This is a genomic window from Rhizobium sp. J15, from assembly GCF_002531825.1.
GTDB lineage: Bacteria > Pseudomonadota > Alphaproteobacteria > Rhizobiales > Rhizobiaceae > Rhizobium.
Map to the genome: position 1 here is coordinate 39,861 of NZ_NWSX01000039.1, position 15,369 is coordinate 55,229.

Genomic DNA, 15,369 nt, shown 5'->3' on the forward strand with positions numbered 1-15,369 from the left:
TGCCTCCCAGTGCGACTGCTCTATGCGGATTTCAGTTTTTCGCCATGCGCCTGAACCGTGGCGCCCAGATTTGTCTCATGGCAGTTCCGGTAGAACGCCAGGGTATCCGAAGGCATGTCGCCGGGAATGGCGACGAAGTCTTCGAGCCTGAACCCGCTTGCATTGCCGAGTTCCGGGTCCGCGAGCCGGCTCCCGCCCAAACGACCGACGCGATCGGCCAGACTCTCGAAATAAGCGAGGTTCTTAGCGACCGTCGATGGAGAGCACGTCCCGCCATGCGCAGGGATGACCAGTCTCGCATCAAGGTCGCGGATACGCTCCAGCGAGGCGCGGATCAGGCGAAGATCATCCGCACTTCTGCTCCAGACCTCGGGAACGGGATATTCGACGGCGTCGACGGCCAGGCAGACGCGCAGTTCGGGAATCCAGACGGCGAGATGGTCGGGCGTGTGCCCCGGCGTATGAATGAGTTCGAGCGTCAGATCGCCGCCGTTCAGAACCATCGATCCGGAGAAGGTGATGTCGGGGCCGATGAGCTCGACATCGCGAAACCGCGCTTCCTCGCCAGCCTTGTCCTGCAGGACCTGCCGTGTCGCGGGATCGCGCAGGCGGTCGAGGGCCGCGGCATGCGCAATGATCGGAGCACGCCCTGCAATGGCGGCATTTCCCCAGAAGTGATCCCAATCCATATGCGAATTGACGACGATCAGCGGGCGGACCTCGGCCTTTTCTTCCAGCAGATCCAAGGCCGTTCTGCAAAGCTCGGGCGTGCCGAGCGTATCGATCAGCACGTTGAACCTCTCGGTCCTGACAAACACGGCATCCACTTCGTCACCCGCCCTGACGATCACGATCCGCTCGTCGAGTCCGGGGTGGGAGCACAATTCTATCGATGGGTTCACGTCATGGCCTCCTGAGGGCAGTAAGGCTACTCGTCCCGCGGCGTAAACGACAGCTTTCTCCTATTGTTTTCGGCAAGGATCGCAGCTTTGATCTGCTTGAAGAATTCCTCGGGAATAAACCCGTATTCGACGCGACTGGGGTCGTCGGGTCGCGGGCGCAGGTCAAAACCGGGCCAGATAAAGCGGTTCAGCTGGGTTAGCCGCAGCCAATGCCGCCCGTTGTCCAAGCCGAGCGATTTTGCGATTGCGGGTGGTATTTCGAGTGATGCCGGGTCGTCGGGCTGGTTGGGTTCAGAATGCGTAATCGGTACGACGACGACTTGAATCGCCGCCGTGTCTTTCACCTTCGTCGCAAGAACGATCGCACAAGGCCGATCCTTGGACGCTTCGTATTTTCCCTTGTCGTAATCCTCTTTCCAAAGAAACGAGTATCTGACCACCAAGCCGGGCGCAGGTGCGGGAAGCTTCACTTAGGCACCACGCCGTATTGAGCATTTTCAATGTCTGAAATGGTCTCGTCGTCCAACTCTCCGACAACGAGAACTTCACGCTCCCGGCGTTTCAGGTTTATGTAATGTTCAAGCTCGCTCGCAGAAAGATAGCCGCCGATGACTCGCCCATGGCTGGTGACCTCGATGACCTTTCCGGTCATTGCCTCATCCTGATACCGCGCGAAGCTACGGGAAAATACTGTTGCGGGCACTCTTATTGCCGTGGCCATTCCTTGTCTCCATGATTACGTGTAAAATACGTAAATTACAAAATTTTTCAATATAATAATGAATGTGTTTCACTCCGGCCTCCGTCTCCGCTCCACCGGTACATGCACATCCCAGCGCTTCATCACTGCGTTCGGCACGGCAGTTTCGCACATCACCATCACACTGGGTTTCGAGCGGCCCAGGCTTTTCGGCGTCCATTGCGCCAGAAGCGGCACCGCGCAACGGGGAACCAGCACCTTCGCATTGGGTTCCAGCACGTCCCATTGCTCGCGCCCTTTGGCGTTTTCCTGCGCGATGAAGCGCCTGGCCTCCTCGCGTATTTCGAAGAGGCCGTGCTTGTCCGGTGTCGAGCGATCGGTGTCGATGCTCCAGGCGGCGAGGCACGCGACGCAGACCGGCAGGGTCGCGATGAAGAATATCGGTCGAAGCATTGCCGGCTCTCCAGCGCTCGAAAATTTCCGGATCGGAAGAGTCAGAGGATCTTTTATCGTATGGTGAGAATATCGCTACCGGCAAATCAGGCGGCATCGATGCGGTTGAGCAGGCTCGCACTAGATGCTGCCCGCAATGTCCCATGCAGCCGTGAATTGACGGGTTGAGTGGAACAACCTCCGCCAAAGGAAGTTTGCCTGAAAAGCAAACTCGAGGCGGCGGCCGATGTTGTTATCTGCGAAGCAGGGTGCGGTGAGCACCCCACCCAGAATTTATTATGTCAATCCGCTACTTCTCCAGGGCATCGATGCATGGCGCGAGGTTTTCGACCATGCCGCGGATACCGGTTTCGACCATGTGCTGACGGCGCCCCTGTTCGACCGGGGCGGGGATTACAGCGTTTTTACCTCTCATGACTTCGATCGACTCGATCCTGAGCTGGAGCTTGGAAGCGCGGTCGAGGAGGGCGTGTCCCGCCTGTCGGAGGCCGCCGGCAAGAGCGGCGTCGGCTTGATGATGGATCTGATGCTCGACGGGAAAGCGCAGAACCCGCCAGCAGGCTTTCATCCCGTCGATCCCCGGCGCTCGCCGCTCGATCCGGCTGAGCCGATGACCATGATGGGAGCGGAGTGGCGATCGCAGCTGCTGTCGGAATGGACCGAACGGCTGCGGCGTCTCTCCGCCGCCGGTCTTTCCGGCTATCGGGTGCTTGGGATCGACCGGGCGGCGCCGGCGCTGTTCAAATCGCTGATTGCAGCCGCGTGCGAAAAGGCCGAGGTGCAGTTCTTCGCCTGGACGCCCGGCACCGATTTCGCAGTTAGACGCGCCATCGCCGATGCGGGTTTCATGGGGTGTTTTTCATCGATGGCCTGGTGGGATCTCGACGAGAGATGGTTCGTCGAGGAGCATCGCCTCCAGGAGCCGCTCGGCTGGCAGGTCGCCTTTCCCGAGCCGCCCTTCGCCAGGCGGATCGCTCACGGAACCGAAAGCCGCGAAATCCTCGAGCGGCGCGCCGTCAGGGCGCTGCGTCTTGCCGCCTCGCTCGGCGGCGGGCTGATGGTTCCCATGGGTTTCGAATATGGCGCGGCGACGCCGCTCGACCCCACCCATGGCGACGGCTCGGGCCTGCGAAAGTTTCGCCACGATCTCGCCTTCGATATCTCCTCCGAAATCCGCGTGGCCAATAGCGAGATCGGCAAGGCCGGCCATGCGCGCGCTCCGTCGCTTCGCCTGGTCCGCAACGCTAGCGGGCCAGTTTCGGCGCTTGTGCAATCCGAGGGGCGGGATCTTCGCAGCGCCTCCGATGTGCGCTTCATCCTGCTGAACAGAGACCTTCGGCGAAGTGCCGCGGCACCGGTGACGGCGCTTCGCGAGGCCGCCTCCGGTTTTCTTCCCGTCGCCGATGGCGCGGCCCTGCGTCTGCGGGCAGGGGAGACCCGGGTGATCGAAGCCAGGGCGCCGGAGCCGATCACTTCAAGGCCTGCTCTCGACATCGAGCAGGCGACGGCATCGCCGCGGCTCGCCATCGAAAACATCACGCCGCGGGTTGATGACGGGCGCTTTCCGGTCAAACGCGTGGCCGGCGAGACCGTCACCGTCGAGGCGGATATATTCGCCGACGGTCATGACCCGCTTGCAGCCGTCCTGCTCTGGCGGCCGCACGATGCCATGGCGGAGTGGAACGAGACGCCGATGCAACTGGTCGAGAACGACCGCTGGCGTGCCGAATTCCTGCTGGAGCGCATGGGGCGCTACGAATTCGCGGTCGAGGCGTGGAAGAACCCCTTCGCGATCTTTCGTTACGAGCTGACCAAGAAGAACGATGCGCGGCTGGACCTGAAGCTGGAGCTTCAGGAGGGGCTGAACCTCGTTCGCACCGCAAAGGCGCAAGCGCCGGCAGCGCTCGGCGCCGACTTGCAGGCTCTCATTGGCAACCTCGAAAAGGCTTCCGATCCCGAGCGCACGGCGATCCTGCTCGATCCCGAGACGTCGGAGCTGATGAACCGGGCCGACAGGCGGCCGTTCCGGCTTCGCTCCTCGACAAGCGCCGTCGATGCCGAACGCAAGGAAGCGGCCTTCGCCAGCTGGTATCAGATATTCCCGCGTTCGCAGAGCGGCGATCCCAACCGGCACGGCACCTTCGACGACGTCATCCCGAGACTGCCCGATATTCGCGGCATGGGCTTCGATGTACTTTACTTTCCGCCGATCCATCCGATCGGCACGACCAACCGCAAGGGGCGCAACAATAGCCTGAAAGCCGCGCCCGGCGATCCCGGAAGCCCCTATGCCATCGGCTCGGAAGATGGCGGCCATGACGCCATCCATCCCGAACTCGGCGATTTCGAGGATTTCGGCCGGCTGGTCGAGGAGGCGGGACGGCACGGGCTGGAGATCGCTCTCGACCTCGCCATCCAGGCCTCGCCCGACCACCCCTGGCTGAAAGAGCATCCCGGCTGGTTCGACTGGAGGCCCGACGGCACGATCAAATATGCCGAAAACCCGCCGAAAAAATACGAGGACATCGTCAACGTCGATTTCTACACGAAGGACGCCGTGCCTTCCCTATGGGTGGAGCTGAGGGATATCGTCCAGCTCTGGGTCGACCAGGGCGTCAAGCTGTTCCGCGTCGACAATCCGCACACCAAGCCCTTCCCGTTTTGGGAATGGCTGATCGGCGATATCAGGGCGCGCCATCCCGACGTCGTCTTCCTCTCGGAAGCCTTCACCAAGCCGAAGGTCATGTACCGGCTGGCGAAGATCGGCTTTTCCCAGTCCTACACCTACTTCACCTGGCGCAATGCCAAATGGGAGCTCGAGCAATATATGCGCGAGCTGACGGAGACGGCGCCGAAGGAATTCTTCCGTCCGCATTTCTTCGTCAACACCCATGACATCAATCCGGATTTTCTCCAGAACGCGCCGCGCCCGGCCTTCCTCATCCGCGCAGCACTCGCCGCCACGCTTTCGGGCCTGTGGGGCGTCTATAACGGCTTCGAACTGTGCGAAGGGCGACCGGACGCCAAGCGCAAGGAATATGCCGACAGCGAAAAATACGAGATCCGCGCCTGGGATTACGACCGGCCGGGCAACATCATCGCCGAAATCAGGATGCTGAACCGCATCAGGAATGAAAACACCGCGCTGCATTCGCATCTCGGCCTGACGCTGCTCCCCGCCTGGAATGACAACATCCTGTTCTTCGAGAAGGCGAGCCGCGCCCGCGACAATGTCCTGCTGATCGCGATCAGCCTCGATCCCCACAATTTCCAGCAAAGCGACGTCGAGCTGCCGCTCTGGAAATGGTCGCTCGGGGATGGCGGCGTGCTCGACGCCGAGGATCTGGTCGGCGGGCATCGTTTCAAATGGACTGGCAAAAGGCAGACCGTCGCGCTCAATCCGCAGGTCCTGCCCTTTGCGATCTGGCGCGTTCGCGCCGCGGAGGCATGAATGGACACGATGAACCCCGGTAACACCGAGCCGCTGCTCTGGTACAAGGATGCGATCATCTACCAGCTGCACATCAAGTCGTTCTACGACGCCAATGGCGACGGCGTCGGCGATTTCGCCGGCCTGCATGCCAAGCTCGATCATATCGCGGCTCTCGGGGTCAACGCGATCTGGCTGCTGCCTTTCTTTCCTTCGCCGCGGCGCGACGACGGTTACGACATCGCCGATTACGGCAATGTCAGCTCCGACTACGGGACGGTGGAGGATTTTCGCGCCTTCGTCGACGCCGCTCACCAGCGCAACATCCGCGTCATCATCGAACTCGTCATCAATCACACTTCCGACCAGCATCCCTGGTTCCAGCGGGCGCGCCAGGCGCCGGCCGGATCGCCCGAGCGGGATTTCTATGTCTGGTCGGATACCGATCAGAAATTTCCGGAAACGCGCATCATCTTCCTCGACACGGAGAAATCCAACTGGACATGGGATGCGGTGGCCGGCGCCTATTACTGGCACCGCTTCTATTCCCACCAGCCCGACCTCAACTTCGACAGCCCGCTCGTCATGGAGGAACTGCTGAAGGTGATGCGCTTCTGGCTGGAAACCGGCATTGACGGTTTCCGTCTCGATGCCATCCCCTATCTCGTCGAGCGCGAGGGAACAATCAACGAGAACCTGTCCGAGACCCATGCGATCCTCAAGCGCATCCGCGCCGCCCTCGACGCAACCCATCCCGGCGTGATGCTGCTGGCCGAGGCCAATCAGTGGCCGGAGGATACGCGCGAATATTTCGGCGAGGGCGACGAGTGCCATATGGCCTTCCACTTCCCGCTGATGCCGCGCATGTATATGGCGATCGCCAAGGAAGACCGGTTCCCGATCACCGACATTCTGCGCCAGACGCCGGAGATTCCCGAGAATTGCCAGTGGGCGATCTTCCTGCGCAACCACGATGAGCTGACGCTCGAAATGGTGACGGATGCGGAGCGCGACTATCTCTGGGAGACCTATGCCTCCGACAAGCGCGCCCGCATCAATCTCGGCATCCGGCGGCGGCTGGCGCCGCTGATGGAGCGCGACCGCCGGCGCATCGAGCTGATGAACGCGCTTCTTCTGTCGATGCCGGGAACGCCTGTCATTTATTACGGCGACGAGATCGGCATGGGCGACAACATCTATCTCGGCGACCGCGACGGCGTGCGCACACCGATGCAATGGTCGCCCGACCGAAACGGCGGTTTCTCCCGCACCGATCCGGCCCGCCTCGTCCTGCCGCTGATTGCCGATCCGCTCTACGGTTTCGAGGCTGTTAACGTCGAGGCGCAGAGCACCGACGCGCATTCGCTGCTCAACTGGACGCGCAAGATGCTGGCGCTGCGCGGCCGGCACCCGGCCTTCGGGCGCGGCTCGCTGCGTTTCCTCTCGCCCGAAAACCGCAAGATCCTCGCTTATCTCAGGGAATATGAAGGCGAGACGCTGATGTGCGTTGCCAATCTCTCGCGGTTGCCTCAGGCGGTCGAGCTCGACCTCTCGGCCTTCGAGGGCCGCGTGCCGATCGAGCTGACCGGCATGTCGCCCTTTCCGCCGATCGGGCAGCTCACCTATCTCCTGACAATGCCGCCCTACGGCTTCTTCTGGTTCCAGCTGGAGGCCGATGCCGATCCGCCGGCATGGCGCACGGCGCCGCCCGAACAGTTGCCCGATCTCGTGACGATGGTCATGCGCCGCGGCCTGCTCGATCTCGTCGATGAGCCCGCGCATGCGCGTGTGCTGACCAACGAAATCCTTCCCGCCTATCTCGCTAGACGGCGCTGGTTCGGAGCGAAGGACCAGCCGCTTCAGGCCGCGCGGCTGATTTCGGCAACGCCGATCCCCTATGCCGACGGCGTCGTTCTCGGCGAGTTGGAGGTGGTGCTGCCTGACCATACCGAATCCTATCAGCTGCCGTTGACGGTGGCCTGGGATGATGCCCAGCCTTCGGCGCTGACCCAGCAGCTTGCGCTCGGGCGGGTTCGCCAGGGCCGGCGGGTCGGCTTCCTGACGGATGGGTTTGCCGTGGAGCCGATGGCGCGCGGCATCCTGCGTGGGCTTGCCGACCGCTCGCGCATCACCGGGCGCACCGGCACGCTGGAATTTCTCGGCACCGAGCGGCTCGACCGGCTTGCTGTCAGCGACGACATGCCGGTCCACTGGCTTTCGGCCGAGCAATCCAACAGTTCGCTGATCGTCGGCGACATCGCCATGATCAAGCTGATCCGGCACATCTTCCCCGGCATCCACCCTGAGGTGGAGATGACGCGGTTCCTCACCCGCGCCGGCTACGACCACACGGCGCCGCTGCTCGGCGAGGTCGCGCATACCGATTCCAGCGGGCGCCGCTCCACCCTGATCATCGTCCAGGGCGCGATCCGCAATCAGGGCGACGCCTGGAACTGGATGCTGAACAATCTGCGCCGCGCCGCCGACGAGCTCGTGCTGGCCGACCCGGCGGTTGAACCCGGCGATGACGTCTTCCGGTCGCTGATCAGCTTCGTCGCGATGGTCGGCATGAGATTGGGCGAATTGCATGGGGTGCTCGCCGGGGAGAACGCGGATGCGGCTTTCAGCCCTGTCGTCGCCGGCGACGATGAGGTCGAGGCGATCAAGAAGGCGGTGGCGGGCGAAGTGGCCTATGCCATGTCGAAGCTTGCCGAACGCGAGAAGAATGTCGATCCCGCGGTCGATCTGCTCGCCGCACCGCTTCTCGAACGCCGCGCCGAACTCGTCAAACTCGGCGCGAGCCTGGCCGAGAGCGCCCGCGGCACGCTGATGACGCGGACGCATGGCGATTTCCATCTCGGCCAGATCCTGGTCAGCGAAGGCGACGCCGTCATCATCGACTTCGAAGGCGAGCCCGCGAAAAATCTCGCCGAGCGCCGCGCCAAGACGGTTCCGCTGCGTGACGTCGCCGGGCTTCTGAGGTCGCTGAGCTACCTCGTCGCCACCGCCCAGCTCGACAATGACGCGGTCACCGAACATGAGAACGAGGTGCGCCGCGATGCCATCGCCCGTTTCGGGCGCAATGCCGAGGCGGCCTTCCTCGATGCCTATTGGCAGGCGGTCTCCGTCTCCAGGGCGCTCGCCATGTCGCCCGATCAACGCAGGCGGGTTCTCGATGCCTTTCTTCTCGAAAAGGCCGCCTATGAAATCGCCTATGAAGCCCGCAACAGGCCGAAGTGGCTGCCGATCCCGCTCGCCGGCCTTACCGAAATCGTATCGCGCTTAGCGGGGGTCAATGCATGAATGTCGAACGCTCGGAACTTCTCTCAGGCATCGGACACGATGCGCTCTGGGCCCTGATCGAAGGGCGCCATGGCGATCCCTTCTCGATCCTCGGTCCGCACGAGGCGGGCGGCATGACGGTCGTGCGCGTCTATCTGCCGGGCGCCGACGCGGTCGATCTCATCGAAGCGGCGAGCGGCAGGGTGGTGACGCCTTTCAGCATCGCTCATCCCTCCGGCCTGTTTGCGGCGGCGACGGCTTCGAGAATGGGATACAGGCTGCGCATCCAATGGCCCGATGGCGAGCAGGTCACCGAGGATCCCTATAGCTTCGGTCTTCTGCTCGGAGAACTCGACCTCCACCTGATATCGGAAGGCACCCACTACAGCCTGAGCCGGACGCTCGGCGCGGTGGCGATGTCGATCGACGGCGTCGCGGGTGTGCGTTTCGCCGTCTGGGCGCCGAATGCGCGCCGCGTCTCGGTGGTCGGCGATTTCAATGCCTGGGACGGGCGGCGGAACCCGATGCGGCTGAGGCCATCGGCGGGCGTCTGGGAGCTGTTCGTTCCCCGGCTGGCGCCCGGCGAACGATATAAATTCGAAATCGTCGACGCACATGGGACCTGCCTGCCGCAGAAGGCCGATCCGGTGGCGCGCGCCAGCGAAGCCGCTCCGTCCACCGCCTCGATCGTCGCCTCGTCGACGCCGTTTCGCTGGACCGACGATGCCTGGATGAGAGGCCGGTCCCGGCAGGAAAGGCTGGAGGGCGCGGTGTCCGTCTATGAGGTGCATGCCGGCTCCTGGCTGCGCGATCAGAAGGACGGCAACCGGTCGCTCGATTGGGTCGAGCTCAGCCAGCGGCTCGTTCCCTATGCACGCGAGATGGGATTCACCCATATCGAGCTGCTGCCGATCATGGAGCATCCCTTCGGCGGTTCCTGGGGCTACCAGCCGCTCGGCCTCTTCGCCCCGACCGGCCGCTACGGCACGCCCGAGGATTTCGCCTATTTCGTCGACCGCTGCCACGGCGCCGGCATCGGCGTCATCCTCGATTGGGTGCCGGCTCATTTCCCGACCGATGTCTGGGGGCTTGCCCGCTTCGACGGCAGCCCGCTTTACGAGCATCAGGACCCGCGCGAAGGCTTTCACCGCGACTGGAACACGCTGATCTACAATCTCGGCCGCAACGAGGTGAAGGGCTTCCTGATCGCCAGCGCGCTCGAATGGCTCGAGCGCTACCATGTCGACGGGCTGCGCGTCGATGCCGTCGCTTCGATGCTCTACCGCGACTACAGCCGCAATGAGGGGGACTGGATTCCCAACCAATATGGCGGCCGCGAGAACCTGGAAGCGGTGGAATTCTTCAAGCACCTGAACAGCATCATCCACGAACGCTGCCCGCATGCGATTATGATCGCCGAGGAATCGACGGCCTGGCCCGGCGTCACCAAGCCGCCTGAAGAGGGCGGGCTCGGCTTCGACATCAAATGGAACATGGGCTGGATGCATGACAGCCTGAGCTATATCGAGAAGGACCCGGTCTATCGCAGCTATCACCACGGCACGATGACCTTCGGCATGATCTATGCCTATTCCGAACGCTTCATGCTGCCGATTTCCCATGACGAGGTGGTCTACGGCAAAGGCTCGCTGCTGACGAAGATGCCGGGCGACGAGTGGCAGAAATTCGCCAATCTGCGCAGCTATCTCGCCTTCATGTGGGGCCACCCCGGCAAGAAGCTGCTGTTCATGGGAAGCGAAGTCGCACAGCCGGGCGAATGGAACCACGACGCTTCGGTGAGCTGGGATGTGCTGGACAGGCCGGCGCATGCCGGCATCCAGCGCCTGGTGAAGGATCTGAACAGCCTCTACGGGGACGAGCCGGCACTGCAGTTCGGCGATTTTCATCCCGAGGGCTTCGAATGGGCGGCTGCCGACGATAGCGTCAATTCCGTTCTTGGCATGCTGCGTTATGCCAAGGACCGTTCTTCATCCGTCCTTGTCGTCTCGAATTTCACGCCGGTGCCGCGCCACGGCTACAGGATCGGCGTGCCCGATGATGGCGTGTGGATCGAGCGGATAACGACGGATGCACGCGAATATGGCGGCTCCGGGCTCGTCAACGGCGCAGTGTCGAGCGAACCCATCCCCGCCCATGGCAGGCCGGTCTCCCTGTCGCTGACGCTGCCGCCGCTGGCGACGGTCTTCCTCAAGGGACCGTTGCCCTGACAGGCTTTATTCGGCGTGCGGCGCCGGATGAATGAAAGGCCAGGGGCTTGCCTCGGATCCTGTTTCGATCGGAACCTCGATGAGCACGGGCTCATTGAGCGAGAGCGCTTTCTGCAAAACCTCTCTCAATTCGCCGGGGCTCGCCGCCTTGAAGGATCGGACGCCGAAGCTTTCACCGAGGGCGACAAAATCCGGATTGGTGAGCTCCGAGCCGAGATAGCGGCCTTGATAGGCCTGCTTCTGGTCGCGCAGCACATTGCCATAGGCCGAATTGTTGAAGACGATGGCGACCACGGCGATCTTGTGCTGGACGGCGGTGGCAAGCTCCTGAACACCGAACATGAAGCCGCCGTCGCCGGAAACGGAGATAACTGATTTATCGGGATTGGCGACCTTCACGCCGAGCGCCGTGTTGAAGCCGAAACCGAGATTATCCTGATAGCCGCATGTCACATATTGGCGCGGGGCGTAAACCGGGAAGGCAAAGCGGGCGGTAAAACCCATCTGGCTGATTTCTTCGACGAAGAATCCGTTTCTCGGCAGAGCGTCGCGGATGGCGTCGAGATAGGCGAGCTGCGGCTGCACCGCCGAAAAACGAGACTTGGCCTCTTCGTTCAGCGCGGCGAATTCGCGCCTCCGATTCTCGCGGCTGGCGCCTGCCAGCGCATCGATCAGCGCCCGCGTTCCATCCCCCGCATCCGCGACGATGCCGACATCGGGCTTGAGGCGGACCATCTCGGTGGGATCGATGTCGATGCGGATGATCTTGAGGCCCTTGGGCAGCCACTTCCACCGCATGAACTGCAATTCGAGCCGGCTGCCGATGCCGATCAGTACGTCGACCTTCTTCCAATATTCGTAGGCGGCAACGAAATTCAGATAGTGCGGATGGTCGTCGGCGACGATGCCCTTGCCGGAACGATGGGAGGTGACCGGCGCCTGCAGCAACTCCGCAAGTGCTGTGATCTCCGCCCCGGCCTCCGCCGCGCCGCCCCCGACCATGATCATCGGATTGCGAGCGCCCGAAATCAGCGCCGCCGCGGCGGCGATCTGGTCGGGATTGACGGCCGGATGAGGGGCTCTCGTGCCGACGGGCAGATCGGTTTCCGGGCCGGATTGTCCGAACACATCCCACGGGGCTTCGACCGCTCCGGGACCCTGGCGGCCGGAGAGCATTTTGCTCACGACCTCTGATATGACGGGGCCGGCTTCGGACTGGTGGTTGATGCGCTCCGCAATCTTGGTGATCCCGCGCATCGTCGCGAGCTGATCCGGCAGTTCGTGCAACTGTCCTCTGCCTTGCCCGATCAGGTGGGACATGATGTTGCCGGTGATGCAGAGCACCGGCGCATTGGCGCCGTAAGCGGTGCAGAGAGCCGCGCCGGAATTGAGCACGCCGGGGCCGGGCACGACGGTATAGGCGCCGATCCGGCCGGTGGACTTGGCATAGCCATAGGCCATGTAGGCGGCGCCCTGTTCGTGCCTCGTGTGGATGAAGCGGATCTTATCGCCGGCGCCGTAAAGCGCGTCGTTGAAATCATACATGTGGGCGCCGGGGATACCGAAGACGGTGTCGATCCCATGGGCGACGAGCGAACGGGTGATCGCCTGGCCGGTCGTTTCGTTCTTGCTCATTTCAGGCAGCCTTCGGCGCGGAGTGCTGTGACGACGGCGCCGGCATCGGCCGGCTGCATGCCGGCAAGGTTCATGCGCCCGGAATCGGCCATATAGATGCCGTGCCTGGCTCGAAGCGCCGCCGCCGTCTCCCTCGACATGGAGAGATTGGAAAACAGGCCGCGCTGGCGGCTGATGAAGGCGAGATCCGGTGCGGCGGCGGCAAGTGCGGCGCGATTGCCGTTGACGCGCTCGCACATTTCTTCGAGCTCGGCGCGCCACATTGCCGACATTTCGGGGCTTTCGAGAATGGTCCTGACGATCGCGGCGCCATGATCCGGCGGCATGGACCAGTTGACGCGGGCGAGCGCGGCCATGTTGCTCTCGGCTTTCCCTATGTCATCGGCATTGCGGGTCATGACATAGAGCGCGCCGACACGCTCGCGATAGAGGCCGAAATTCTTGTCGCAGGAATAGGCGATCAGCGCCTCGTCGACTGCATCGAGGATCATGCGCGTCGGCGCTGCATCCTGTTCGAGACCGTCGCCGAGCCCCTGATAGGCAAGATCGATGAAGGGCACAAGCTTGTGGGCGACGAGCAGTTCGGCAATCCGGCGCCACTCTTCCATGGTGAAATCGATGCCGGTCGGGTTGTGGCAGCAGCCGTGAAGAAGCACGACATCGCCTTCTTTGGCAGAAGACAGGGCCGCGACCACGCTTTCGAATTTCACCTGCTGCGAGGTGAGGTCGACGAAGGGATATTCCTTTACGGTGAGCCGCGCCGAACCGAAAATCGGAGCGTGGTTGGGCCAACTCGGCGCTCCCAGTAGAACCTTCGCCGATGGATTTGCCGTCTGGATGAGTTCCGCGCCGAGACGCAGCGCACCGCTGCCGCCCGGCGTCTGAATGCCGACGAGACGCTCACTGAAGGCCGGGGATGTCCCGAAAATGATCGGCTGCAGCAGACGCACGAACTGCAGATCGCCTTCCGGGCCGAGATATTTCTTGCTGTCCTGCGTCTCCAGAAGAAACTGCTCCGCTGCCTTGACGGCCCGCATGACCGGCGTGCGGCCCATGGCGTCGCGATAGACGCCGACGCCGAGGTCGATCTTTCCGGCTCGTTCGTCGGCCTGGAAGGCCTTGATGAGGGCAAGCAGGCTGTCGGCCGGCCGGCTATTCAGTTCTTCAAACACAGGTCCACCTCCGTTTATCCAAGGCTGGAGATTAACTGATCTTCCGTGGCGAATTTCTGCGATTATCTTCCTGTTTCAACATATCCATGCAGACATTATGCGTCAGATGGCTATACTATGCCGAAATTCCCCTCATTTCGGGTGATCCATGCTTGACCAGTTCGATATCAAATTGCTCGCCGCGCTTCAGCAAAACAGCGAGATGACGCAGGGCGAGCTGTCGCAGAAGGTCAATCTCTCCGCCACCCAATGCGCGCGCCGTTTGGAACGGCTGCGCAAGGAGCAATATATCCAGAGCGTCGTGGCCATCCTCAATCCCGCGAAACTGGGTTTCAGCGTCGTCGCCCATACGCTCGTCAGTCTGCGCGCGCATACGGAAGGCGGAAACGAGCGGCTTCATCGCTTCATCGAGACCGCGCCGGAGATTCTCGAATGTTATTCGCAGACGGGTGACGCCGATTTTCTGATGAAGGTGATGACGCGCGACCTCGACCATCTCAGCCAGTTTCTCGAACGAATGATCCGGGTCACCGACAATCTGGCCTCGGTCAAATCGAGCATCGTCCTGAAGACGATCAAGAAGACGACCGCTCTGCCGCTGCAAATCGTGACGTGAGCGTGTCAGCGCATGGAAGTTGCCGCAGCAAGCAGAGCGACACGCATACCGAACTTGCCAAAGCCTACCAAGACCCGATAGCCAAGACGTCATGATCTCTGCGTATTGATACCGGGAGAACTCTTAAATGGCATTCAAGCGGCGGCTTTTTTGGCTCGCTCTGATCGTGGCTGTGCTTTCCTGGCCGGCCTGGATCGCTTGGCAGTGGCATGCCGAACATCAGATCTACGCCGATCCGGAAGACCCCGCGCTGACCATCACACCTCAGCACATCGAGGCATTGCGGAAACTGCAGTTTGCGTGGAACACTTCGATCGAAAGCGGGGGGCCTGTTGTCAATCCACTCGCTCCATATGGCAGCGACGATATGGCCGCTGACCTCGGCCCGATCATCGGCACGAGTGATCGAATTGCTATCGCCCGATTTCACCGCGAGGTCTCGACGCTGCTGACTTGGGCTCTTGCCAATTGCGGGCTAGCGGACGGACAATATCACCTCGACCATCTCGATAATGCGACGATGCAACGCCGGCTTCGGAACGATCTCGCCGGATTGCCGGGCGCACGGATTAGTGCATATCTGGCAGAAATGCCACGCCTTGAGCCAGATGGCTATTTTCAATTCACCCGCCAGCATCTCCAACTCCTGCACCACCTGAGATTCGAGTGGCCGGACAGCCAGATCATCTCGACCGTCGCCGGTGAAGGCTATCCCGCGCCCGTGGTCAATTTCAAGCGACCGTTCGGCGACATGAGCGCGTTTGAAATCGATATGGCCGCGATTCTGGGCCAGCCTCGCCCCGTTCTCGACCATGTTGATCCAGCGCTGAATCGTTACTATTGGGAAATGTGGCCAGCACTGCAGGTATTCGTGCAGAACGTTCGCCTGGACGCGGCAAAGTCGACCTGCGTGGGCTAGAGCATGATGCCGAAAAGTGTGAGCGGTTTTCG

At 62.1% G+C, this 15,369-nt stretch carries 11 protein-coding genes; 5 read left to right on the top strand and 6 right to left on the bottom strand.

Annotation, left to right across the window (positions count from 1 at the left end; genetic code table 11):
- Nucleotides 1–20 precede the first annotated feature (20 nt).
- The 4 genes from CO670_RS25250 to CO670_RS25265 form a co-directional block, all read right to left on the bottom strand.
- Nucleotides 21–902 (bottom strand): MBL fold metallo-hydrolase, encoded by an 882-nt coding sequence (locus CO670_RS25250; protein WP_097592767.1) that lies wholly within the window; start codon nt 900–902, stop codon nt 21–23.
- A gap of 26 nt (nt 903–928) precedes the next feature.
- A complete protein-coding gene (locus CO670_RS25255; protein ID WP_097592768.1) occupies nt 929–1,372 on the bottom strand; it encodes a type II toxin-antitoxin system PemK/MazF family toxin in 444 nt (147 codons plus the stop codon).
- The gene (locus tag CO670_RS25260) at nt 1,369–1,623 is read right to left on the bottom strand and encodes a hypothetical protein (RefSeq protein ID WP_097592769.1); all 255 of its coding nucleotides are present in this window, start codon (nt 1,621–1,623) and stop codon (nt 1,369–1,371) included. The genes CO670_RS25255 and CO670_RS25260 overlap by 4 nt, the downstream gene beginning before the upstream one ends.
- 69 nt (nt 1,624–1,692) lie before the next feature.
- Entirely contained in the window at nt 1,693–2,055 is a 363-nt protein-coding gene (locus tag CO670_RS25265; protein WP_097592770.1) for a hypothetical protein, read from the bottom strand.
- 226 nt (nt 2,056–2,281) lie between these two features.
- Here CO670_RS25265 and CO670_RS25270 point away from each other — a divergent pair, with 226 nt between their 5' ends.
- Genes CO670_RS25270 through glgB form a run of 3 tightly spaced genes read left to right on the top strand, consistent with a single transcriptional unit; the run spans nt 2,282 to nt 10,995 of the window.
- Nucleotides 2,282–5,506, top strand: a complete 3,225-nt coding sequence (locus CO670_RS25270; protein WP_097592771.1) for an alpha-1,4-glucan--maltose-1-phosphate maltosyltransferase — start codon at nt 2,282–2,284, stop codon at nt 5,504–5,506.
- Nucleotides 5,507–8,788 (top strand): maltose alpha-D-glucosyltransferase, encoded by a 3,282-nt coding sequence (gene treS / locus CO670_RS25275; protein WP_097592772.1) that lies wholly within the window; start codon nt 5,507–5,509, stop codon nt 8,786–8,788.
- On the top strand, nt 8,785–10,995 hold the full coding sequence (gene glgB, locus CO670_RS25280) for a 1,4-alpha-glucan branching protein GlgB (RefSeq protein ID WP_097592773.1): 2,211 nt from the start codon (nt 8,785–8,787) through the stop codon (nt 10,993–10,995). Before treS ends, glgB begins: the two co-directional genes overlap by 4 nt.
- Nucleotides 10,996–11,001: 6 nt before the next feature.
- Here glgB and CO670_RS25285 read toward each other — a convergent pair whose 3' ends face one another.
- Nucleotides 11,002–12,630, bottom strand: coding sequence for a thiamine pyrophosphate-dependent enzyme (locus CO670_RS25285; RefSeq protein WP_097592774.1), 1,629 nt, complete (start codon nt 12,628–12,630; stop codon nt 11,002–11,004).
- Nucleotides 12,627–13,802: an amino acid aminotransferase gene (locus tag CO670_RS25290; RefSeq protein WP_097592775.1), complete on the bottom strand. Its 1,176-nt coding sequence runs from the start codon at nt 13,800–13,802 to the stop codon at nt 12,627–12,629. Before CO670_RS25290 ends, CO670_RS25285 begins: the two co-directional genes overlap by 4 nt.
- Before the next feature lie 148 nt (nt 13,803–13,950).
- Here CO670_RS25290 and CO670_RS25295 point away from each other — a divergent pair, with 148 nt between their 5' ends.
- Both CO670_RS25295 and CO670_RS25300 read left to right on the top strand, forming a co-directional pair.
- Complete coding sequence (locus CO670_RS25295) at nt 13,951–14,418, top strand: Lrp/AsnC family transcriptional regulator (protein ID WP_009995216.1); 468 nt, start codon at nt 13,951–13,953, stop codon at nt 14,416–14,418.
- Between the two features lie 127 nt (nt 14,419–14,545).
- Nucleotides 14,546–15,337 (top strand): hypothetical protein, encoded by a 792-nt coding sequence (locus CO670_RS25300; RefSeq protein ID WP_097592776.1) that lies wholly within the window; start codon nt 14,546–14,548, stop codon nt 15,335–15,337.
- Nucleotides 15,338–15,369: the final 32 nt, after the last annotated feature.